The organism is Leclercia sp. LSNIH8 (assembly GCF_002920195.1).
Classification (GTDB): Bacteria; Pseudomonadota; Gammaproteobacteria; order Enterobacterales; family Enterobacteriaceae; genus Enterobacter.
Genome location: NZ_PQJY01000008.1, coordinates 44,003 through 65,774 on the forward strand (window position 1 = coordinate 44,003; position 21,772 = coordinate 65,774).

Genomic DNA, 21,772 nt, shown 5'->3' on the forward strand with positions numbered 1-21,772 from the left:
GCCATTTTTGTTTGTCAGAGGGGTAAAACCAACTCGTCGTACCCTTTTTCCTGAGTGTACTGCATGACCTGCGTCACCCTCTCCCCTGCCCGATTTATCGCCGCCGCCACACTCTCATTCTGCACCAGCGCGCTGACAAGCTCTGAACAAAACAGATCGCCAGTACCTTTAAGATCGACGTTGACGCGGGGATGGGTGCTGATTGTCACCTCGTCATGGGATACCAACACCACATGAATAGCGTCAGCGTCACCGGCCACCGGGGCGCTGGTAATCGCCACCCACTGCAGCGTATCGGAAAGGAGCCCTTTTGCCGCCGCAATGGCGCTGGCGTTATCCCGACACGTTTTGCCACTGAGCACTTCCAGCTCGTAAACATTGGGCGTAATCCCCTGCGCCAGCGGCAGCAGATGCTGACGGTAAGCCTCCGGAATGTCGGGTTTAACGTAGGTTCCGCTGTCGGTGTCGCCAATGACCGGGTCCACCAGGATAAAGATATCCGGATGCTGCGCCTTAATCGTGCGCAGCCAGTTCGCCAGTAGGATAATCTGGCTGGCGCTGCCCATGTAGCCGGTGGTAACCGCTTTCAGCTCCCGCAAAATGTCCCGCTCGTCCAACGCTTGCAGGTAGCCGCTGAACCACTCGTCGGGGATCACCCCACCGTAAAAGGTGTCGTAGTGAGGGGTATTACTGAACAGCACGGTCGGTATCGCCGTCACGTTGAGGCGATGCTGTCGAATATTGGGCACCGCAATGCTGTTACCCACGCTGCCATACACCACCTGCGACTGCACAGCCACAATATCGCTCTGCTGCGCCCGGGTTTTATCCCGGAATAAAATCATCTCCATCGCTTTTAGATCCCTGCCCCCTGCGTATAGCTCTCCTCACCAAACACGCCGGTAGAGAGATAGCGATCGCCGCGATCGCAGATGATCGCCACCACTACCGCGCCCGGCACCGCCTGTGCAATGCGCAGGGCACCCGCTACCGCGCCGCCTGAACTGACGCCGCAAAAAACACCTTCGCGCACGGCCAGTTCACGCATGGTATTTTCCGCCTCGCGCTGGTGAATATCCAGCACCTGGTCCACAAGCTGAGCATTAAAAATGCCCGGCATGTACTCCGCAGGCCAGCGGCGAATACCCGGGATGCTGCTCCCCTCTTCCGGTTGCAGGCCAACAATGGTGACCGCTTTTTCCTGCTCGCGCAGAAAACGGGAGACCCCGGTGATGGTGCCCGTGGTTCCCATGCTGGAGACAAAATGGGTGATGCGGCCTTCGGTCTGCTGCCAGATCTCCGGGCCGGTGGTGGTGTAATGGGCATAGGGGTTATCGGGGTTGTTGAATTGATCCAGCAGCTTACCTTCACCGCGCTCAGCCATCTCAAGGGCCAGATCGCGCGCCCCTTCCATCCCCTGCTCTTTGGTCATAAGAATCAGCTCGGCACCGTAAGCCCGCATCGCGGCACGGCGCTCCTGGCTCATGTTGTCCGGCATCAGCAGCTTCATGCGATAGCCTTTGAGGGCGGCGATCATCGCCAGCGCAATGCCGGTGTTCCCGCTGGTCGCCTCGATCAGCACATCGCCGGGTTTGATTTCACCGCGCTTTTCCGCCTGGACAATCATCGACAGCGCGGCACGATCCTTCACCGAACCCGCCGGGTTGTTGCCTTCCAGTTTGATCCAGATTTCGCTGCCGTTATCCGGCCCCATCCGTTGCAGCTTGATCAGAGGGGTATTGCCGATGGTTTGTTCTAATGTGTTCATGACCGCTGTCCAATAAAAAGCCCGGTGGCGTTGACGCTTACCGGGCCTACACAGAGCATATCGTAGGCCGGGTAAGCGCAGCGCCACCCGGCAAAACTACGTGGCGTTAACCTATCAGGCAGATTCCGCCAGAGCAAGATCTCCCCGCGTCTCGATACGATCCTTGTCGTGGTAAATACGCGCATGTTGCAGGCCGACAAAAAGGCGTTCACCGCGGTGCGGCGGCTCCTCGTCGCGCATCACCACCGTCAGCGGTTCGTTGTACCAGCCCAGCGGCTGTACCACCAGTTGGGTGTAGTGACCTTTTGGGCTGGCTTCCAGCACCTGGACCGGCAGCGGCGAGTCGAGACTGGTGCGACGGCTGACATCCACTTCCCACGGACGCAGGAAGAGATCGACCGGCCCCTGATAGCCTGGGGTATAACCCAGCGGCCAGCGGTGGGCACCAACGTGGAACTGGCCGCCGCGGATGTTGCCGTGCAGTCGGTTCACTTCACCCATAAACTCCAGCACGAAGCGGGTCGCCGGTTCACGCCAGAGCTGCTCAGGCTCATCAACCTGTTCGATATTCCCCTGGCTCATTACCACCACCCGGTCGGCCACTTCCATCGCCTCTTCCTGATCGTGGGTCACGAAGACGCTGGTGAATTTCAGCTCTTCATGCAGCTGACGCAGCCAGCGACGAAGCTCTTTACGCACCTGCGCATCCAGCGCGCCAAAGGGTTCGTCCAGCAGCAGGATCTGCGGCTCAACGGCCAGGGCGCGCGCCAGTGCCACACGCTGTTTCTGGCCGCCGGAAAGCTGGGCCGGATAACGGTCAGCCAGGTGCGCCAGCTGCACCATCTCCAGCAGTTTGGTCACTTTCGCCTTGATGGTGGCGGCGTTTGGACGTTCACGACGCGGCAGCACCGTCAGGCCGAAGGCGATGTTGTCGAACACCGTCATGTGGCGGAACAGAGCGTAATGCTGGAACACGAAGCCCACCTTACGGTCGCGGGCATGCAGGCGGCTCACGTCAGTGCCGTGGAAGCGAATATGGCCGCTGGTCTGATGCTCCAGACCGGCGATGATACGCAGCAGCGTGGTTTTCCCGGAGCCAGACGGCCCCAGCAGCGCCACCATTTGTCCGGAAGGGATATCCAGCGAGATATCGTTCAGCACCTGGGTGCGACCAAAGGACTTCTTAATATTGGCAATCTCAATGCTCATGATTTCCCTCCTGATGCTGGCGTTTGGCCTGATTCTCTAAACGCCACTGCACCATACTCTTTAAAAACAGGGTCAAAATAGCCATCAGCGTCAGCAGGGCTGCGGCGGTAAAGGAACCGACGGTGTTATAGTCCTGCTCCAGCAATTCAATTTGTAACGGCAGCGACAGCGTTTCGCCGCGGATAGATCCGGAGACCACCGACACCGCACCGAATTCGCCAATCGCACGGGCGTTGGTCAACACTACACCATAGAGCAGCGCCCAGCGGATATTCGGCAGGGTGACGCGGCGGAACATCTGCCAGCCGGATGCGCCCAGCAGCACCGCCGCTTCGTCTTCGTTGCTGCCCTGGCTTAACATCACCGGCACCAGCTCACGTACCACAAACGGACAGGTAACAAATATCGTGACCAGCACCATGCCCGGCCAGGCGAACATGATCTGCAGGTTATGCTCATCCAGCCAGCCGCCCAGCGGGCCGTTGGAGCCGTAGAAGAGCAGATAGACCAGACCGGCCACCACCGGTGAGACCGCAAACGGAATGTCCAGCAGGGTCAGCAGCAGCTGGCGGCCCGGGAAGTTAAAACGGGTGACCAGCCAGGCTAGCAGAATGCCAAACACCAGGTTTACCGGCACGGTGATAAGCGCAATCATCACCGTCAGCCAGATGGCATGCAGCATGTCCGGGTCAGCCAGATTTTGCAGCGCGGGCATAATCCCTTTGCTGAACGCCTGGACAAAGATATAGACCATCGGCACGACCAGAATGAAGGCCGATACCAGCACGCCGGTGCCAATCAGCACCCATTTTCCCCAGTTAATACGGGGAGCATCGTAGCGTTTCAATTGAGTGATTTCCGCCATCAGTGACCTACCACGCGTCGACCAAAGCGACTTTGCAGAGTGTTAATCGAGAACAGCAGCAGCAGCGATGCCGCCAGGATCACCGAGGCAATGGCGCTCGCCGCCGGGTAATCAAACTCCTGCAGGCGAACAAAAATCATCAGCGAGGTCACTTCGGTTTTCCACGCGATGTTACCGGCGATAAAAATCACCGCGCCAAACTCACCGAGGCTGCGGGTGAACGACAGCGCCACGCCTGCCAGCAGGGCCGGAGAGAGCTCAGGCAGTACCACCTTGCGAAAGCTCTGCCAGCGCGTTGCGCCCAGTGTTTCTGCCGCCTCTTCATATTCTGGGCCTAACTCTTCCAGCACCGGCTGCACGGTTCGCACTACAAACGGGATGCTGGTAAAGGCCATCGCCACCGCAATACCGAGCCAGGTATAGGTCACTTTGATATCAAACTTCGCCAGCCACTCGCCGTAAAAACCGTTAACGGAAAACAGCGAGGCCAGAGTCAGGCCCGCCACCGCGGTGGGCAGCGCGAAGGGTAAATCCATCAGCGCATCCAGCAGCGTGCGGCCCGGGAAACGGTAGCGGGTTAAGATCCACGCCATCAGCAGGCCGAACACGCCGTTAAACAGGGAGGCGACAAACGCCGACAGCAGCGTCACCTTATAGGCCGCCACCACCTGCGGATTGCTGATCACCTCCCAGTACTGGGACCAGCTCATCTCAGAGAGCTGGACCACCAGCGCGCTGAGCGGTAACAACAAAATCAGACAGACGAACAGCAGGCTGGTCCCGAGGCTTAAGGTAAAGCCCGGCAGCACACGTCTGGAGGAAACTGCAAACATTACTTACGCCCCGCCGCCAACAGTTTGTCTAACTCACCGCCGCTGGCGAAATGGGTTTTCATCACCTCAGGCCAGGAGCCAAAGTGATCTTCCACGCGAAACAGCTCGGTCTGCGGGAATTTGTCTTTCAGCTTGTTCATTACGTCCGGGTTATTCACGCGATAGTAGAAATCGGTGATAACCGTCTGCGCCTGCGGGCTGTAGAGATAGTTGAGATAGGCTTTCGCCGCCTTCTCCGTGCCGTTGGCTTCGATATTTTTATCCACCCACGCTACCGGGAACTCCGCCAGCACGTTGGTTTTCGGGATAACCACTTCAAAGCCCTGGGCTTCGTACTGCTTACGGATGTTGTTCACTTCCGATTCAAAGCTGATCAGCACATCGCCCAGACCACGTTCCGCGAAGGTGGTGGTAGCACCGCGACCGCCGGTATCGAACACTTCAACGTTTTTCAGGAACTGAGTCATGAACTGTTCGGTTTTGGCTTTATCGTTGCCGTCCGCTTTGTCCGCGGCACCCCAGGCGGCCAGGTAGGTATAACGCGCGTTGCCGGAAGTTTTCGGGTTCGGGAAGATCAGCTTCACGTCAGAACGCACAAGGTCGTTCCAGTCGTGGATGTTCTTTGGGTTGCCCTTACGCACCAGGAAGCCCATGGTGGAGTAGAACGGCGAGCTGTTGTTTGGCAGACGGCTCTGCCAGTTGGCCGGGATCAGCTTGCCTTTGTCGTGCAGAATCTGCACATCGGTGACCTGGTTATAGGTGACCACATCGGCCTTCAGCCCCTGCAGAATGGCCAGCGCCTGTTTCGACGAGCCGGCATGAGACTGCTTAATGGTCAGCTTATCGCCGTTATTCTCTTTCGCCCACTGCTGTTCAAATGGCGGATTCAGGGCGGCAAACAGCTCGCGCGAGACATCATAGGAGCTGTTCAGCAGCTCGGTTGCCTGCGCCTGCGCGACCAGCAACACTGAAGCTGCCAGCACCAGAGATCCTTTTTTCAGTACAGTAATGGCCATTGCGCACCCTTAAAATGTGATGTTTTTCTCAGGGCCATAATATTTATAACGCGTACTAAAGGAGTAACGGTTTTATATACCGTTTAGTGATTTGGAAGCAGAAAAGGGAATAAGGGTGCGGGTAAAGTGCCGGGTGGCGCTTACGCTTACCCGGCCTGTGAAAGGAGTGCCGTTTTATAACGCCAGCAGACGCTCGATAGATGGCGCAAAGTAGTAGCCGCCGGTCACCGGTTTGGTGAAGCGCAGCATCGCGTCGCGCTTGCCGTCGGTGTCGCCAAACATGCTCAGCAGCTGCTGTTCAATGTTATACAGACGCGCGCAATAGGCGCAGAAGTAGAGGCCGTGTGTGCCGCTGGCGGTACCATAAGGCAGGCTCTGGCGAACAATCTTCAGCCCTTTGCCATCCTCTTTCAGATCCACACGACTCAGGTGTGAGGTCACCGGGCGCTCGTCGCCGTCAATCTCTTCGTTGGCCTCTTTGGTGCGGCCAATCATCATCTCCTGGTCGTGCACGCTCATGCGGTTAAGCTGTTTGAGGTTGTGCTCCCAGCGCTGGACGAAGACATAGCTGCCGCCCGCGTCCACGCCCTCTTTGATCACCGCGACTTCACGACGGGTCTCATCCCCAGCCGGGTTTTCGGTGCCGTCAACAAAGCCGCTCAGATCGCGATCTTCCACCCAGCGGAAACCGTGGATCTCTTCTTTTACTTCAACGCAGTCGCCAAAGGCAGCCATCGCAGCCTGGGCAATGGAGAAGTTCACGTCATGACGCAGAGAAAGAATATGGATCAGCACGTCGTACTGGATGGCCGGAGCCAGACCTTTACCATAAGGCACAAAGTCTTTCAGCTCTTCGGCCCCTTCTCCGCCGCTCAGCTGACGCCAGACGTTGTGGCCAAACGCCACCACTGCGCCGCAGTGGGCATCCGGGAATTTGGCCTGGAAGGTGGCCACGTTATCAATAAAGACTTTGCTGGCCGCACGCAGGGCATCAACATCCCCTTTGACATTGGCTTCGATCCAAATCGCCGCGCGGCAATGTTCTGGCAAAATGCCACTCTGAACCTGAGACATCGCTCCTCCTGAAAAAAAGATGCCACGAAGTCGTGGCATGGTTGGCGGCGATTATACCCGCTTTTTCAGCGAGGCGGCTTGTCCAGGCGCAATTTACTGCTGCCAGATAATTTTGCTGACTTTCCAGTTTTTCAGGGTGTCGTCAGAGGGCATTAATCCTTGCGGGCCATTCCAGGTTCCGCTGAACTGGTAGCTGATATGCTGGCTGCCTTCCGCCTTGCACTCAACCGCCACACCCTCTTCTGCAGGGGCGCTCGCGCAGTTGCCGTAGGCCTTCTGATAGAGGTCGCTAAATGGGGTACCGATCTTCACCCCACTGTCGGTTTCGATGTCGCTATCCAGCACCTCAATGCGCGTCACCGTCTCTTTGTTACCGTTAATCACCAGGGCCAGTTGGTCATCTTTCAGCGCTTCGTAATAGTGCACAATGTTGCCGTTCTGCGTTCTCATGCCGCTGCGCAGCCGGTAATCACCGCCTAATGCCGATTCGATGGCGCTCTGTTCCAGCGGCGTGGCGGCGGTGAGGTTGCCTACACCCTGCTCAGTCACGTCGGTGGATGAGCCGAACCAGTTCCAGGGATAAGCCGCAGACCAGTTAACGGCGGAAAGCGTTGAACAGCCCGTCAGGACAACGGGGAGCGCACATAACAGTAAACGCAGCGATTTCATCGGGAGTTCCTTTCTGGTTATTTGAACGCTTGTTAGAGTACAGCATCGCTAAAAAGTGCCGTTTAATCTTTCTCGGGGGTGAAACAGGCGCGCAGACGGGGATGGGTCAGCAGCCACAGCAGCGCCACAATATCGGCCACCACCAGCGCAATGCCCACGCCACTCAGGGCTTCACCGTTCAGCCAGAGCAGCGGCTGCCAGCACAGCAGTACGCCCTGGGCGAGGATAAGCAGCCCGCGCAGCGTACGCCACAGGCGCGGCCAGAGGTGGCGCCGCCCGCTCAGTAAAAAGGCCAGCACCGCGGGGATGCCCGGCAGCAGCCCGAGCCAGAAGTTATTGCGATCGGGATAAAACAAGCTCAGCAGCGTGTTGCCCTGATCGCGGGAGGCGCCAGCCAGCACGAACAGCACCCAGGTGCGTGCCTGGAGGAGGAGCACGCACCAGAACAGAAACGGCAGACGCACCCGGCCATAGCTGTCGTAGTCGCCCGGGTGAAAATCAATACTCTTCATCTTCTATCAGGCGTTTGCCTAGCGTCAGCACGTCGGCATGTTCATAGTTAAGACGCTCGTACATGCCCAGTACCATGTCGTTATCTTCCCGCACCATGATCTGAATTTTTGGACAGCCACGGGCGATCAGTTTCTTTTCCAGACGATTGAGCAGCGCGTTGGCGATGCCGCGCCCGCGAAACTCCGGGTGCACGCCCAGATAGTACGCCGAGCCGCGATGCCCGTCATAGCCGCCCATCACGGTGCCCACCACTTCGCCGTTCACCTCCGCCACCAGAAACAGGCTGACGTCATGATTGAGCTTGCGCTCGATGTCCATCTCCGGATCGTTCCACGGTCGCAGTAACTCGCAGCGCTCCCAAAGGGTGATCACCTCTTCGAAGTCTGCCTGGCGAAAAACACGTATCTCCATGGTATTAACCGCCTTTTTGGGTTCAAAAACAGTGATTATGACGCGAACGCCCGCTTTCGCCAATATCCCGCGAAAAACGCCTGAAAATTTGGCATAATGGCACTTTGTCACGTATTGAAATGAAAAGTAAAACAATTCGCCACATGGACTGTCGTAACGAAAAAGACGATACGATATAACACCAGGACCCCAATTTTTACAATTCAGGCCGCATGAGCACATTCAAACCATTAAAAGCACTCACATCGCGTCGTCAGGTTCTCAAAGCGGGGCTGGCGGCCTTAACGTTAACGGGCATCGCAAAGCAGGCTCAGGCAAAAGACGAGAGCACGCTCAAAACCAGTAACGGACACAGTAAACCCAAAACCAAAAAACCCGGCGCGAAGCGTCTGGTCATGCTCGATCCCGGTCACGGCGGCATTGATACCGGCGCCATTGGCAGAAACGGTTCCAAAGAAAAACACGTTGTGCTGGCGATTGCAAAAAATGTCCGGTCGATTTTACGCAGCAACGGCATTGACGCCCGCCTGACGCGCACCGGCGATACCTTCATTCCGCTGTACGACCGCGTGGAGATCGCCCACAAGCACGGCGCGGATCTGTTTATGTCGATACACGCCGACGGCTTTACTAACCCGTCGGCGGCGGGGGCATCGGTATTTGCCCTCTCCAACCGCGGCGCCAGTAGCGCCATGGCAAAATACCTCTCCGACCGGGAAAACCGCGCGGATGAAGTGGCCGGAAAGAAAACCACCGATAAAGATCATCTCCTGCAGCAGGTGCTGTTTGACCTTGTTCAGACGGATACCATCAAAAACAGCCTGACGCTCGGCTCGCATATTCTGAAGAAGATTAAGCCGGTACACCGTCTGCACAGTAAAGGCACCGAGCAGGCGGCGTTTGTGGTGCTGAAATCGCCGTCGATTCCGTCGGTGCTGGTGGAAACCTCTTTTATTACCAACCCGGAAGAGGAGCGTCTGCTCGGCACGGCGGCGTTTCGCCAGAAGATTGCCAACGCAATTGCCTCCGGCATTATCAGTTACTTTAACTGGTTCGATAACCAGAAAGCGCACTCCAGGAAACGTTGATGAAACCCAATGCACAGCTGGTTAAAACTTTTCTGCTGCAACTGCAGGATGACATTTGCCAGAAACTGAGCGCCGTCGATGGCGGAGAATTCCAGCAGGACGAGTGGCAGCGCGAGGCCGGTGGCGGCGGACGCAGCCGCGTACTGCGCAACGGCGGCGTGTTCGAGCAGGCCGGGGTTAACTTCTCCCACGTCCGCGGCGACGCGATGCCCGCTTCGGCCACCGCGCACCGCCCGGAGCTGGCAGGCCGCAGCTTTGAGGCAATGGGCGTCTCGCTGGTGGTGCACCCGCATAACCCGTTCGTGCCAACCAGCCACGCTAACGTGCGCTTTTTTATCGCCGAAAAACCGGGTGCTGAGCCGGTGTGGTGGTTCGGTGGCGGCTTCGACTTAACGCCCTATTACGGCTTTGAAGAGGACGCGGTGCACTGGCACCAGACCGCCCGCGAACTGTGTCAGCCTTTTGGCGACGAGGTCTATCCGAAATACAAGAAGTGGTGCGACGACTATTTTTACCTGAAGCACCGCGACGAGCAGCGCGGCATTGGCGGGCTGTTCTTTGACGATCTCAACACCCCCGATTTTGATACCGCGTTCCGCTTTATGCAGGCGGTGGGCAACGGCTATACCGATGCGTACCTGCCGATTGTCGAGCGACGGAAAAACCACAATTACGGCGTGCGCGAGCGCGAGTTCCAGCTCTATCGCCGCGGGCGCTACGTGGAGTTTAACCTGGTGTGGGACCGCGGGACGCTGTTCGGCCTGCAAACCGGTGGGCGCACGGAGTCGATTCTGATGTCGATGCCGCCGCTGGTGCGCTGGGAGTACAGTTATGAGCCAAAAGAAGGCAGCCCGGAGGCTGCCCTGAAGGATTTTATTAAGGTTCGCGACTGGATTTAACGCCGGGCGGCGCTGCGTTTGCCCGGCCTGCCAGACCCGCAGGTCGGGTAAGCGAAAGCGCCACCCGACAACTGTTGCTTACAGCGGCTGCGTTTGCGCCTCTACCACCGCCAGCGCCACCATGTTCACGATACGGCGCACCGAGGCAATCGGGGTTAATACATGCACCGGTTTCGCCACCCCCATCAGTACCGGCCCGACGGTCACCCCTTCTGAACTGGAGACGCGCAGCAGGTTGTAGCTGATACGCGCCGCTTCCACGTTCGGCATGATCAGCACGTTGGCAGAGCCTTTCAGCGGACTGTCCGGCATCCGCTCGTTACGGATGCTCTCCACCAGCGCGGCATCGCCATGCATCTCCCCGTCGATCATCAGCTCCGGCGCGCGCTCGCGCACCAGCGCCAGCGTCTGGCGCATTTTGCAGGCGGCAGCCGATTTGGATGAGCCAAAGTTGGAGTGCGACAGCAGCGCCACCTTCGGTTCGATACCGAAGCGACGCACCGTCTCCGCCGCCATCACCGTAATCTCCGCCAGCTGTTCCGGAGTCGGATCGTCGTTGACGTAGGTATCGGCAATAAAGGTGTTACCGCTTGGCAGCAGCAGCGCGTTCATCGCCCCGGCAGTATGCACGTTGTCGCGATAGCCGAAGATCTCCTGCACCACGCTGAAGTGCTCATGGTACTCACCGATGGTGCCGCAGATCAGCGCGTCAGCTTCGCCACGGTGGACCATGATCGCCCCGATCACCGTGGTGTTGCCGATCACCGCCCGCTGCGCCTGCTCCTGGGTGATCCCACGGCGCTTCATGATCGCGTAATATTCGCTCCAGTACTCCTTGAAGCGTGGATCGGATTCATTGTTGACGATCTCAAAATCGACGCCCGGCTTGATCTGCAGGCCCAGCTTCTGGATACGCATCTCGATCACGCTCGGACGACCAATCAGGATCGGCTTCGCCAGCCCCAGGCTTACCAGCTCCTGGGTGGCGTGCAGAACGCGCGCCTCTTCCCCTTCCGCCAGCACCACGCGTTTTGCGTCCGCGCGCGCCTGGGAGAAGATCGGCTTCATGAACAGGTTAGTTTTATAGACGAATTCGGTCAGCTTATCGATGTAAGCATCAAAGTCGGCGATCGGGCGCGTTGCCACGCCGGAGTCCATTGCCGCTTTTGCCACCGCCGGGGCGATTTTGACAATCAGGCGCGGATCGAACGGCTTCGGAATAATGTAATCCGGGCCAAAGCTCAGATCCTGATCCCCATAGGCCGAGGCCACCACTTCGCTCTGCTCCGCGTGGGCCAGCTCGGCAATGGCGTGAACCGCTGCCAGCTTCATCTCTTCGTTGATGGCGGTGGCACCAACGTCCAGCGCCCCGCGGAAGATGAACGGGAAGCAGAGAACGTTGTTCACCTGGTTCGGGTAGTCTGAGCGACCGGTACAGATAATGGCATCCGGGCGTACCGCTTTCGCCAGCGGGGGCAGGATCTCCGGCTCCGGGTTGGCCAGGGCAAGGATTAACGGCGCGCGCGCCATCTTCATCATCATCTCTTCGCTGAGCACTTTCGGGCCCGAGCAGCCAAGGAAGATATCCGCGCCCTCCACCACCTCTGCCAGAGTGCGCCTGCCGTCATCCTCCACGGCGTAGGCAGCTTTGGTCTCCGCCATATTGGCTTCGCGGCCTTTGTAAATAACGCCTTTGGAGTCGCAGACCACGATGTTGTGCTTCTGCATCCCCAGCGCCACCAGCAGGTTCATACAGGCGATAGCTGCCGCGCCTGCTCCGGAGACCACCATGCGTACATCAGAGAGGTTTTTCTCCACCACCCGCAGGCCATTGAGGATAGCGGCGGTGCTGATGATAGCGGTTCCGTGCTGGTCGTCGTGGAACACCGGAATGTTCATCCGTTCACGCAGTTTCTGCTCGATATAGAAACATTCCGGCGCTTTGATGTCCTCAAGGTTGATACCGCCAAAGGTCGGCTCCAGCGCGGCCACCACGTTGATAAATTTGTCCGGGTCGAGCTCATCCACTTCAATATCGAACACGTCGATACCGGCAAATTTCTTAAACAGTACGCCCTTGCCTTCCATCACCGGTTTACCGGCCAACGCCCCGATATTCCCCAGCCCCAGCACCGCGGTGCCGTTGGAGATCACCGCCACCAGGTTGCCGCGGGCGGTGTATTTGTAGGCTGCCAGCGGATCTTTTTCGATTTCAAGACAGGGCGCGGCCACGCCCGGCGAGTAGGCTAACGCCAGGTCGCGCTGGGTGGCGAGAGGCTTGGTGGGGGAGACCTGAATTTTACCGGGTACAGGGAATTCATGAAAATCGAGGGCACTCTGTTTCAACTGATCGTCCATTGTAAGGTTCCTTTCACGTGTCGTTCAAAATGGGTGATGTTGTTATGGTCTGAGTTCACCCAGGGTGGCGGATAGTATCGCTGCTGACCGCGGTTCAAACTTTGAAGGGTGCCAAAGTCTCACTATCCAAAAACAAAAATTGTTATCAATTTATAACAATCATGTTACCTGCCCATCAAAGCAAGACCATGTCCGTCTGCTATGCTTTTTTGTTAAGTCCATCGCGAATTTCGCAGAAGTGTGATCTAACACACTCCACCAACTCTTTTATTTTCAAGGAGTCATCATTTATGAACCAACTAGACGGCATCAAACAATTCACCACAGTCGTGGCTGACAGCGGTGATATCGAGTCTATTCGCCATTATCAACCCCAGGATGCGACCACCAACCCGTCGCTGCTGCTGAAAGCCGCCGGGCTTGAGCACTTCTCGCACCTGATTGACGACGCTATTACGTTTGGTAAAGCCCGCGGGAAGACCAAAGAGCAACAGGTCGCCGAGGCCAGCGACAAACTGGCGGTCAATATCGGTAGCGAAATTCTGAAAAGTATTCCGGGGCGCGTCTCCACCGAAGTGGACGCCCGGCTGTCGTTTGACCAGGAGAAGAGCATCGCCAAAGCGCGGCAGATTGTGCAGCTCTATGAGGAGCAGGATGTGGAGAAATCGCGCATTCTGATCAAGCTGGCCTCCACCTGGGAGGGGATCCGCGCCGCCGAAGTGCTTGAGAAAGAGGGGATCAACTGTAACCTGACCCTGCTCTTCTCCTTCGCTCAGGCGCGTGCCTGCGCCGAGGCCGGGGTGCATCTGGTTTCACCGTTCGTCGGGCGAATCTACGACTGGTATCAGGCCCGCCAGCCGATGGACCCTTATGTGGTGGACGAAGATCCCGGCGTGAAATCCGTTCGCAATATCTACGATTACTATAAGCAACACCGTTACGAAACCATCGTGATGGGTGCCAGCTTCCGTCGGACCGAACAGATCCTGGCCCTCACCGGCTGCGACCGCCTGACCATCTCCCCTAACCTGCTGAAAGAGTTGCAGGAGAAAGATGAGCCGGTTATCCGCCGTCTGGTACCTTCCTCTACGGTGCTGCCAAAACCCAAACCCATGACCGAAGCCGAATTCCGCTGGGAGCATAATCAGGACGCCATGGCGGTCGAGAAGCTGTCAGAAGGGATCCGTCTTTTCGCGGTCGATCAGCGCAAACTCGAAGATCTGCTTGCCGCCAAACTGTAACCTTGCCATGGAGTGAACTATGTCCCGTAAAGAGTTAGCCAATGCCATTCGCGCCCTCAGCATGGATGCCGTGCAAAAAGCCAATTCCGGTCACCCAGGCGCGCCGATGGGCATGGCCGATATCGCCGAAGTGTTGTGGAACGATTTCCTGAAGCATAACCCTAACGATCCGACGTGGTATGACCGCGACCGCTTTATTCTCTCTAACGGTCACGCCTCGATGCTGCTTTATAGCCTGCTGCACCTCTCCGGCTATAACCTGCCGCTGGAGGAGTTGAAAAACTTCCGTCAGCTGCACTCAAAAACACCGGGGCACCCGGAGCTGGGTTATACGCCAGGGGTCGAAACCACCACCGGGCCGCTCGGTCAGGGGCTGGCGAATGCGGTCGGGCTGGCGATTGCCGAGCGCACGCTGGCGGCGCAGTTTAACCAGCCGGGACATGAAATTGTCGATCACCACACCTATGTCTTTATGGGCGATGGCTGCCTGATGGAGGGGATCTCGCACGAGGTCTGTTCCCTGGCGGGCACGCTGGGTCTGGGCAAGCTGATCGGCTTCTACGATCACAACGGCATCTCCATCGACGGCGAAACCGAGGGTTGGTTCACCGACGACACGGCCAAACGCTTTGAGGCCTATAACTGGCACGTGGTGCATGAGATTGACGGCCACGACCCAGAGGCGCTGAAAGCGGCCATTCAGGAAGCGCAAAGCGTAACTGATAAACCGTCGCTGATAATCTGTCGTACGGTTATCGGATTCGGTTCCCCGAACAAAGCCGGTAAGGAAGAGTCCCACGGCGCGGCGCTGGGCGAAGAGGAAGTGGCGCTGACCCGCCAGAAGCTGGGCTGGAAATACCCGGCCTTTGAGATCCCGAAAGAGATCTACAAAGCCTGGGATGCCCGTGAAGAGGGTGAAAAAGCGCAGGCGGCCTGGAACGACAAATTTGCTGCCTATCAGAAAGCCCATCCGGAGCTGGCAGCAGAGTTCAGCCGTCGCATGGGCGGTGGCCTGCCTGAAAACTGGGAAGAGACAACCCAGGCGCTGATTGAAAATTTACAGGCTAATCCGGCGAAAATCGCCACCCGTAAGGCCTCGCAAAACGTCCTTAACGCCATTGGCCCGATCCTGCCGGAACTGCTCGGCGGCTCGGCGGACCTGGCACCGAGTAACCTGACTATCTGGTCGGGCTCGACCTCGCTCAAGGAAGATATCGCCGGGAACTACATCCACTACGGGGTGCGCGAGTTCGGCATGACCGCTATTGCCAACGGTATCGCCCACCACGGCGGGTTCGTGCCTTATACCGCCACCTTCCTGATGTTTGTGGAGTATGCGCGTAACGCCGCGCGTATGGCGGCACTGATGAAGGCCCGGCAGATCATGGTTTATACCCACGACTCCATCGGTCTGGGGGAGGATGGCCCAACTCACCAGGCGGTGGAACAGCTGGCCAGCCTGCGTCTGACGCCGAACTTCAGCACCTGGCGACCGTGCGATCAGGTTGAAGCCGCTGTCGGCTGGAAACTGGCGATAGAGCGCCACAACGGCCCGACGGCGCTTATCCTCTCCCGCCAGAACCTGGCGCAGATCGAGCGTACCCCGGAGCAAGTGAAAAATATTGCCCGCGGGGGGTATATCCTGAAAGACAGCGGCGGCAAGCCGGATCTGATTCTGATTGCGACCGGTTCGGAGATGGAGATCACCGTCAAGGCGGCGGAGAAGCTCACCGCCGAAGGTCACGCCGTACGGGTGGTGTCGCTGCCTTCAACGGATATCTTTGATGCTCAGGATGAGGAGTACCGCGAGTCGGTGCTGCCATCAGACGTGACGGCCCGTGTAGCGGTCGAAGCGGGTATCGCGGACTACTGGTACAAATATGTCGGGCTGAAAGGGAAGATTGTCGGCATGACCGGCTACGGTGAATCCGCTCCGGCCGAGAAGCTGTTCCCGTTCTTCGGCTTTACGGTGGAGAATGTGGTCGAGAAGGCGCAGGCCTTGCTGTAAGTGGTTTGCCCGGCGGCGCTGCGCTTGCCGGGCCTGGAAGGTTAACGTCATTCGTAGGCCGGGTAAGCGCAGCGCCACCCGGCATTTTAACGCGTTATCCACAAGGTCGGCCATGCATCTGGCCCATGCCAGTTATCACAGCTTGGCTCTTCCGCATACCGCACCAGACGGAAACGCTGGCCGGTAAAACGCCAGCGCGTCTGGATACCGCAGTCGGCAATCCCGCGCCCCAGCGCCAGGGTCGTCAGCTCGCGGCTCTTCTCATCAAAACTGGCGTTCATTAACTCCATCTCGCTGCTGTCGCTGGCGGGAACAAACGGCAGGCGCAGACGTACCGCATGGGAAGCAAACGGCTTTTTGCGTGAGACCAGCCAGGCCAGATCGACGGTGTTGTATGCCCCCGCCTCGCAGCCAACCATCAGCAGCGCTTTGTCATCCGTTAGGGCGGTGACCCGCACTTCACGACGGGCCGGGTCGAGCGAACATTGGCTGTTGTTGATACGCCAGGTGCCATAGTCGAGCAGATCGCTACGCTCCTCCCGGGTGAGCGGCGTCGGCGTCGGGTTCACCACGGCTACCTCTTTCAACGCCGGTGCGGGCGGTACGCTCAGCGGGGGTTGCGCCCCTTTATTGATCCACGCGGTTTCGCTCCCGCCACGCTTTTGCTGGGCATCAATAAACTGTAGCGCCTCTTTCATCCCATCCAGGGAGATAACCTGCTTGCCACCGGCGAGCGTGATGACCCTTTTTTGCTGAAGTGTGGTCAGCAGGGCGGTAATGGTGGCGGCATGGTCGGTCGTCAGACGCCACGGGGTAATTTGCCAGTGCGGGGGGCTAAGCTGCAACGGCTCGCCGTCGAGCAGCAAGCGGGGGGCAATGGCGGGCTGTTTGGGATCGGGTGTTGCCAGCCCACCGAGATCGATGCGCAGCAACGCGTCAGTTTTTGCACCCGCGCTGCGGCTTAAGGTCATCACCAGCCCGTGATGCTCGCCAGCATTACGGGCGATGCAAAAGTTCTGGTTGTTGCAGGTCACCTGCCAGTCAATAAACGACCGCTGTGCAGGTGCCGCCCGGGCTAACACCGCGGGCAGCACGCTGAGCATGAAAACAAATAAAAGGCAGTGACGCATGAATAGCAGGATCCCGAAAGCAATAGCTGAACAGACAGAGCGTATCTTCCTGCTCAGAACGGGGTTGCTCAATCAGATTTATCGGATAGATTTATTTTGAATACATCTTATTAACGGCAATAAGATCAAGCCATTAACCCGGAACTTTGCAAATACTGTAATAATATCACCGTTTTGCCGTCCCGTATTTCACCCGATTGCATCATCGATAATGCCTGAGCAAAGGGCAGTTCCAGCACCTCGATCTCCTCATCTTCGATGCCACCACCCGCTCCGGCACGTCGGGTGTCGCTATATTCCGCCACGAAGAAATGGACGATTTCCGTTACGCCGCCCGGAGACATATAGAGCTCAAACACTTTGCGTGCCTCACCGACGACAAAGCCGGTCTCTTCAATCGCCTCTTTGCGAATGCACACTTCCGGCTCATCGTTATCCAGCAGCCCGGCACAGGTTTCAATCAGGCGCCCGTCGGGGTTGCCATTCACCCAGGTGGCAATGCGGAACTGGCGGATCAACACCACGCTCTGCTTCTCACGGTTGTAAAGCAGGACCGTGGCGCCGTTGCCCCGATCGTACACTTCGCGTTTGTGGCGCACCACCTCACCATTACGCCGCGTCAGATCGTAGGTCAGGTTGCGCAGGATGAAATAGTTATCCGAAAGGCACTTGTCTTTAATTAATTCAATTTTCACGGTAATACGGGCTCCGTTGCGCTCAATACCGGTCATACTACGCTGCGAAGCCCGTGTTGTCGCCCGTCGGGTTAATGTTCGGTAGGAGAAGCGACCCCAAGCCAGTCGGCGATCCCCTGGGCGGCGTGTCGCCCTTCCGCCATCGCCGTTACCACCAGATCGGCTCCCCGCACCGCGTCGCCACCGGCAAAGATCTGCGGGTTGCTGGTCTGGTAGCGATAGCGCGATTCCACGCTTGCCGCAATCCTGCCCCAGTCATCCACCTCAACCCCCTGCGCCTGTAGCCAGGGCATCGCATGCGGGTTAAAACCAAAGGCCATAATCACCGCCTCGGCAGGCATCACAAACTCGCTGCCCTCGATGGGCTCCGGACGACGGCGTCCCTGGGCATCCGGCTCACCCAGCCGGGTGCGCAGCAGGCGGATGCCATTGACCCGCCCGGTGTCATCGAGGGTGAGCTCCACCGGCTGGACGTTAAACTCAAAGGTCGCTCCCTCTTCTCTGGCGTTTTTAACCTCTTTTTTCGAGCCCGGCATATTGGCCTCATCCCGGCGATAGGCGCAGGTGACATTCGCCGCCCCGTGGCGCAGGGCAGTGCGCACACAGTCCATCGCCGTATCGCCACCGCCCAGCACCACGACGTTGAGTCCGGCGGTATCGACAAAGGGCTCTTCCACCGACGGCGGCAGCCCCATCAGCTGACGGGTATTGCCCACCAGGAACGGCAGGGCATCGTAAACGCCCGGCGCATCTTCATTGGGAATACCCGCTTTCATTGAACGATAGGTCCCCACCCCAACAAAGAGGGCATCGTACTCGCTGAGCAGCTGCGCCAGCGGGATATCTTTTCCCACCTCGCAGTTCAGTTCGAAGCGGATGCCCATGGCGGTGAAGATCTCCCGACGGCGGGCCAGCAGGGATTTATCCAGCTTAAAGGCCGGAATACCGAAGGTGAGCAGGCCGCCGATTTCCGGATGGCGGTCAAAGACCGTGACGCTGACGCCGCGACGGATCAACGCGTCAGCGCACGCCAGCCCGGCGGGCCCAGCGCCGATGATGGCCACCTGCTTATTGACCGGCGTAACGTGGCTCAGGTCCGGTCGCCAGCCTTTCGCCAGCGCCTGATCGGAGATATAGCGTTCGATGTTGCCAATGGTCACCGACCCGGCCACGTCGCGCACCGTGCAGGCGCCTTCGCACAGTTTGTCCTGCGGGCAGACCCGGCCTGTTATCTCCGGCAGGCAGTTGGTCTGGTGAGAGAGCTCGACCGCCCCAGCGATATCCCCCGCTTTCACCCGTTCGATCCACTGGGGGATGTGGTTATGCAGCGGACAGGTCCATTCGCACACCGAGTGCTCGCCACAGGTAAGGCAGCGGTCGGCCTCCCGCTTCGCCTGCGCCGGACGGAACGGCAGATAGATTTCGTTGAAATTACCCGCCCGCGCCTCAGGGGTGAGTTTATCCGGCTCGCCGCGCGCGGGCGTAGCTTCCAGCTGCTCGCGTTTGCTACCTGTTCTGGTCACGCTCGCCGCCCGGGTCTGCCACGGCTGGGCCTCATGGCGCGCCGTGCGCATTTGCCGGGCGCGGGCCAGCTGGTTCAGGTTATCGGGGGTCACCAGTGACAGGGCATCCGCCGGGCAGTTCGCCACACAGGCAGGCCCCTGCGGGCGCTCAAGGCAGAGATCGCACTTCTGGGCGGTAGCCGCCAGCGGTGTGGTGACAATCTCGATGGTGCCAAACGGGCAGGCAACCACACAGGCTTTACAGCCGATACATTTGCGCTGATCCACCTGTACACTGTCATGCATGCGGCTGATGGCCCCGTTCGGGCAGCTCTGGGCGCAGGGGGCGTTTTCACAGTGGTGGCAGGTTACGGCGCTCTGTTTAGTGCCCTCTTTGACCACGGTGATACGCGGGGTAAAATGGCGCTGGCTGAGGGCATGTTGCTCATTATTATGTGCCATGACGCAAGCGACCTCGCAGGCATAGCATCCAATACATTGCTGGCTATTTGCCATAATAAAACGGTTCATAACGGTTCCCTTGCTGGCCCTGATAACCTTATTCTTTTAACGGAATAGTGTATTTACCCACCGCAACGGTAACAGGCAATGTTCATTTGCCCAGGAACGGAAAATATTTCGCCTGAACCTGTATCAGATCAATTTATTTCAGCGCGGGTGAAATTACGTTTCATTCCCCAGCACAAACGCTTATCAGGACGCGAACGGTGAGAGTTAAACAACCTGTTTCACGCAGCCTTGCCCGGGCCTTTTTCTCCATCATTGCCCTGTCGCTGCTGACCAGCGCGATTGCGCTGTTTACTCTCGCCAGCGGCCAGCGTGATGCTGAAGCCATCAACCTGGCCGGATCGTTACGGATGCAGAGTTATCGCCTGGGTTACGACATCCAGCGGGGCAGCGTCGACCTGGTGCCCCATCGCCGGATCTGGCAACAAACCCTGGATGCCCCTGCCCTGCAAACCCTGAATAGCTGGTATGTCCCGAACGAGGTTAAGCAGCGCTATCGCCAGCTGCAGATCCGGTGGCAGGCGGTGGATCAGAAACTCGCTCAGGGTGATTACGCCTGGTATCAGGCGCAGATGGACGAGTATGTGGCCCGTATCGACGCCTTTGTCCTCTCCCTGCAGCACTATGCCGAACGTAAGATCACTCTGGTCTTCGCCATCTCTTTTGCCGGTGGGGCCAGTATTTTTCTGCTGGTGTTTGTCACCCTCCGCCGCATCCGCCAGCAGGTTGTCGCCCCGCTCAATCACCTGGTCACCTCCAGCCTGCGCATTGAATAAGGTCATTTTGATACCCCGGTGCCGAATACCGATCTCTCCAATGAGCTTGGCCTGCTCTCCCGTACCTTTAACCATATGTCGGCGGAGCTACACACACTGTACCGCTCGCTGGAGATTTCGGTTGAAGAGAAGACGCATCACCTGCACGAAGCCCACCAGCAGCTGGAGATGCTGTTTACCTGCTCCCAGGCGTTGAATACCGGCAAGATTGACAGTCACTGCTTCCGCCACATCCTGCACATTGTTTGCGAATACACCGGGATCACTTACTTGGCCCTGCACACCAGCGACGGCTGGCAGATGCAGGAGGGTGAAGCCGCACTGCATCTCGACACCCAGGTGCTGCCGGTAGTGATGATGGAGACCCGCTTCGGTGAGCTGCGCTGGCAAAGCGCGCAGCGCCCCGTCCCGATGCCGCTGATGAAAAGCGTGGCGACGATGCTTGGCCGCGGCCTCTTTTCCAACCAGGCGCAGAAGCACTATCACCAGCTGCTGTTGATGGAGGAGCGCGCCACCATCGCCCGCGAACTGCACGACTCGCTGGCGCAGGTGCTCTCTTATCTGCGCATCCAGTTAACGCTACTCAAACATGCGGTGCCGGAAGAAAACGAAACGGCGCAGAGGATCATTACCGATTTTTCCCAGGCGCTGAATGCCGCCTACCGCCAGCTGCGCGAGCTGCTTACCACCTTCCGCCTGACGCTGAACCAGGCCAATCTGCCGGCGGCGTTACAGGAGATGCTGGATGACTTACAAAAACAGACCGCTGCCCGGCTGACTCTCGACTGCCAGCTTTCGTCTCTGGCGCTGGATGCACAGATGCAGGTCCACCTGTTGCAGATTGTCCGGGAGGCGGTACTGAACGCTATCAAGCATGCGCAGGCCAGCGACATCACGGTCTGCTGCGTCACCGCCCCGGATGGCAGGCACACGGTGACAATTTGCGACAACGGCATCGGCATTGGTGATGCCAGCGAACCTCCGGGTCACTACGGTCTGAACATTATGCGTGAACGCGCCGACCGGCTGGGGGGAACCCTGAGCTTCTCACAGCCGCCAGAGGGCGGTACCCAGGTGAGCGTGCGCTTTTGCTCTTCGAGCGCAACCGAGGGTAAATAACGGTAAAAACAGGCGGGGGATCGCCTGGCAGCCACGCAGATGAACAATACTCACCGCTGCACCAGGGCGA

Annotated in this window: 18 protein-coding genes and 1 pseudogene; 5 read left to right on the forward strand and 14 right to left on the reverse strand. The window is 58.3% G+C overall.

Features of this window, described 5'->3' with window-relative positions; all coding sequences use genetic code 11:
• Positions 1 to 14: 14 nt before the first annotated feature.
• The 10 genes from pdxK to C3406_RS19815 form a co-directional block, all read right to left on the reverse strand.
• Positions 15 to 851, reverse strand: a complete 837-nt coding sequence (pdxK, locus tag C3406_RS19770; RefSeq protein ID WP_103824677.1) for a pyridoxine/pyridoxal/pyridoxamine kinase — start codon at positions 849 to 851, stop codon at positions 15 to 17.
• A 5-nt stretch (positions 852 to 856) separates the two neighbouring features.
• Positions 857 to 1,768, reverse strand: a complete 912-nt coding sequence (gene cysM / locus C3406_RS19775) for a cysteine synthase CysM (protein ID WP_103824676.1) — start codon at positions 1,766 to 1,768, stop codon at positions 857 to 859.
• A gap of 114 nt (positions 1,769 to 1,882) precedes the next feature.
• Positions 1,883 to 2,977: a sulfate/thiosulfate ABC transporter ATP-binding protein CysA gene (gene cysA / locus C3406_RS19780; protein ID WP_103824675.1), complete on the reverse strand. Its 1,095-nt coding sequence runs from the start codon at positions 2,975 to 2,977 to the stop codon at positions 1,883 to 1,885.
• Positions 2,967 to 3,842 (reverse strand): sulfate/thiosulfate ABC transporter permease CysW, encoded by an 876-nt coding sequence (gene cysW / locus C3406_RS19785; protein ID WP_103824674.1) that lies wholly within the window; start codon positions 3,840 to 3,842, stop codon positions 2,967 to 2,969. Before cysW ends, cysA begins: the two co-directional genes overlap by 11 nt.
• The gene (gene cysT, locus C3406_RS19790; RefSeq protein ID WP_103180651.1) at positions 3,842 to 4,675 is read right to left on the reverse strand and encodes a sulfate/thiosulfate ABC transporter permease CysT; all 834 of its coding nucleotides are present in this window, start codon (positions 4,673 to 4,675) and stop codon (positions 3,842 to 3,844) included. The genes cysW and cysT overlap by 1 nt, the downstream gene beginning before the upstream one ends.
• The gene (locus C3406_RS19795; RefSeq protein WP_103824673.1) at positions 4,675 to 5,691 is read right to left on the reverse strand and encodes a sulfate ABC transporter substrate-binding protein; all 1,017 of its coding nucleotides are present in this window, start codon (positions 5,689 to 5,691) and stop codon (positions 4,675 to 4,677) included. The genes cysT and C3406_RS19795 overlap by 1 nt, the downstream gene beginning before the upstream one ends.
• Positions 5,692 to 5,865: 174 nt before the next feature.
• Entirely contained in the window at positions 5,866 to 6,765 is a 900-nt protein-coding gene (locus C3406_RS19800) for a Dyp-type peroxidase (protein ID WP_103824672.1), read from the reverse strand.
• 93 nt (positions 6,766 to 6,858) lie between these two features.
• Entirely contained in the window at positions 6,859 to 7,434 is a 576-nt protein-coding gene (locus C3406_RS19805; protein ID WP_103824671.1) for an RpoE-regulated lipoprotein, read from the reverse strand.
• Between the two features lie 62 nt (positions 7,435 to 7,496).
• Entirely contained in the window at positions 7,497 to 7,946 is a 450-nt protein-coding gene (locus tag C3406_RS19810) for a DUF2919 domain-containing protein (protein ID WP_103824670.1), read from the reverse strand.
• Positions 7,933 to 8,358, reverse strand: coding sequence for a GNAT family acetyltransferase (locus C3406_RS19815; RefSeq protein ID WP_032613000.1), 426 nt, complete (start codon positions 8,356 to 8,358; stop codon positions 7,933 to 7,935). Before C3406_RS19815 ends, C3406_RS19810 begins: the two co-directional genes overlap by 14 nt.
• Positions 8,359 to 8,570: 212 nt before the next feature.
• Between C3406_RS19815 and amiA the strand changes: the two genes are divergently transcribed.
• Positions 8,571 to 9,446 carry an N-acetylmuramoyl-L-alanine amidase AmiA gene (gene amiA / locus C3406_RS19820; RefSeq protein WP_103824669.1) on the forward strand — a complete coding sequence of 292 codons (876 nt, stop codon included), beginning with the start codon at positions 8,571 to 8,573 and terminating at the stop codon, positions 9,444 to 9,446.
• Entirely contained in the window at positions 9,446 to 10,345 is a 900-nt protein-coding gene (gene hemF, locus C3406_RS19825) for an oxygen-dependent coproporphyrinogen oxidase (protein WP_103824668.1), read from the forward strand. Before amiA ends, hemF begins: the two co-directional genes overlap by 1 nt.
• Before the next feature lie 78 nt (positions 10,346 to 10,423).
• On the opposite strand, the gene maeB is transcribed toward hemF, so the two are convergent.
• Positions 10,424 to 12,703: an NADP-dependent oxaloacetate-decarboxylating malate dehydrogenase gene (gene maeB / locus C3406_RS19830; protein ID WP_103824667.1), complete on the reverse strand. Its 2,280-nt coding sequence runs from the start codon at positions 12,701 to 12,703 to the stop codon at positions 10,424 to 10,426.
• Between the two features lie 290 nt (positions 12,704 to 12,993).
• Between maeB and tal the strand changes: the two genes are divergently transcribed.
• Both tal and tkt read left to right on the forward strand, forming a co-directional pair.
• Positions 12,994 to 13,944, forward strand: coding sequence for a transaldolase (gene tal / locus C3406_RS19840; protein WP_103180666.1), 951 nt, complete (start codon positions 12,994 to 12,996; stop codon positions 13,942 to 13,944).
• A 19-nt stretch (positions 13,945 to 13,963) separates the two neighbouring features.
• Entirely contained in the window at positions 13,964 to 15,952 is a 1,989-nt protein-coding gene (gene tkt / locus C3406_RS19845; protein WP_103180667.1) for a transketolase, read from the forward strand.
• 86 nt (positions 15,953 to 16,038) lie between these two features.
• Here tkt and C3406_RS19850 read toward each other — a convergent pair whose 3' ends face one another.
• From C3406_RS19850 to aegA, 3 genes are all read right to left on the reverse strand, one after another.
• Positions 16,039 to 17,082, reverse strand: coding sequence for a DUF1176 domain-containing protein (locus C3406_RS19850; RefSeq protein WP_103824665.1), 1,044 nt, complete (start codon positions 17,080 to 17,082; stop codon positions 16,039 to 16,041).
• 125 nt (positions 17,083 to 17,207) lie between these two features.
• Complete coding sequence (gene nudK / locus C3406_RS19855; protein WP_103824708.1) at positions 17,208 to 17,783, reverse strand: GDP-mannose pyrophosphatase NudK; 576 nt, start codon at positions 17,781 to 17,783, stop codon at positions 17,208 to 17,210.
• Positions 17,784 to 17,848: 65 nt separating this feature from the next.
• Positions 17,849 to 19,810, reverse strand: coding sequence for a formate-dependent uric acid utilization protein AegA (gene aegA, locus C3406_RS19860; RefSeq protein WP_103824664.1), 1,962 nt, complete (start codon positions 19,808 to 19,810; stop codon positions 17,849 to 17,851).
• Positions 19,811 to 20,007: 197 nt separating this feature from the next.
• On the opposite strand from aegA, the pseudogene narQ reads away from it, so the two are divergent.
• A pseudogene (narQ, locus tag C3406_RS19865) lies at positions 20,008 to 21,702 on the forward strand (nitrate/nitrite two-component system sensor histidine kinase NarQ).
• Positions 21,703 to 21,772: the final 70 nt, after the last annotated feature.

Coding starts and splice junctions, on each gene's coding strand:
- cysT (WP_103180651.1), bottom strand. CDS start 4,675: ATGTTTGCAGTTTCCTCCAGACGTGTGCTGCCGGGCTTTACCTTAAGC.
- aegA (WP_103824664.1), bottom strand. CDS start 19,810: ATGAACCGTTTTATTATGGCAAATAGCCAGCAATGTATTGGATGCTAT.
- tal (WP_103180666.1), top strand. CDS start 12,994: ATGAACCAACTAGACGGCATCAAACAATTCACCACAGTCGTGGCTGAC.
- cysW (WP_103824674.1), bottom strand. CDS start 3,842: ATGGCGGAAATCACTCAATTGAAACGCTACGATGCTCCCCGTATTAAC.
- maeB (WP_103824667.1), bottom strand. CDS start 12,703: ATGGACGATCAGTTGAAACAGAGTGCCCTCGATTTTCATGAATTCCCT.
- cysA (WP_103824675.1), bottom strand. CDS start 2,977: ATGAGCATTGAGATTGCCAATATTAAGAAGTCCTTTGGTCGCACCCAG.
- C3406_RS19805 (WP_103824671.1), bottom strand. CDS start 7,434: ATGAAATCGCTGCGTTTACTGTTATGTGCGCTCCCCGTTGTCCTGACG.
- C3406_RS19800 (WP_103824672.1), bottom strand. CDS start 6,765: ATGTCTCAGGTTCAGAGTGGCATTTTGCCAGAACATTGCCGCGCGGCG.
- amiA (WP_103824669.1), top strand. CDS start 8,571: ATGAGCACATTCAAACCATTAAAAGCACTCACATCGCGTCGTCAGGTT.
- tkt (WP_103180667.1), top strand. CDS start 13,964: ATGTCCCGTAAAGAGTTAGCCAATGCCATTCGCGCCCTCAGCATGGAT.
- pdxK (WP_103824677.1), bottom strand. CDS start 851: ATGGAGATGATTTTATTCCGGGATAAAACCCGGGCGCAGCAGAGCGAT.
- C3406_RS19850 (WP_103824665.1), bottom strand. CDS start 17,082: ATGCGTCACTGCCTTTTATTTGTTTTCATGCTCAGCGTGCTGCCCGCG.
- C3406_RS19815 (WP_032613000.1), bottom strand. CDS start 8,358: ATGGAGATACGTGTTTTTCGCCAGGCAGACTTCGAAGAGGTGATCACC.
- hemF (WP_103824668.1), top strand. CDS start 9,446: ATGAAACCCAATGCACAGCTGGTTAAAACTTTTCTGCTGCAACTGCAG.
- C3406_RS19810 (WP_103824670.1), bottom strand. CDS start 7,946: ATGAAGAGTATTGATTTTCACCCGGGCGACTACGACAGCTATGGCCGG.
- cysM (WP_103824676.1), bottom strand. CDS start 1,768: ATGAACACATTAGAACAAACCATCGGCAATACCCCTCTGATCAAGCTG.
- C3406_RS19795 (WP_103824673.1), bottom strand. CDS start 5,691: ATGGCCATTACTGTACTGAAAAAAGGATCTCTGGTGCTGGCAGCTTCA.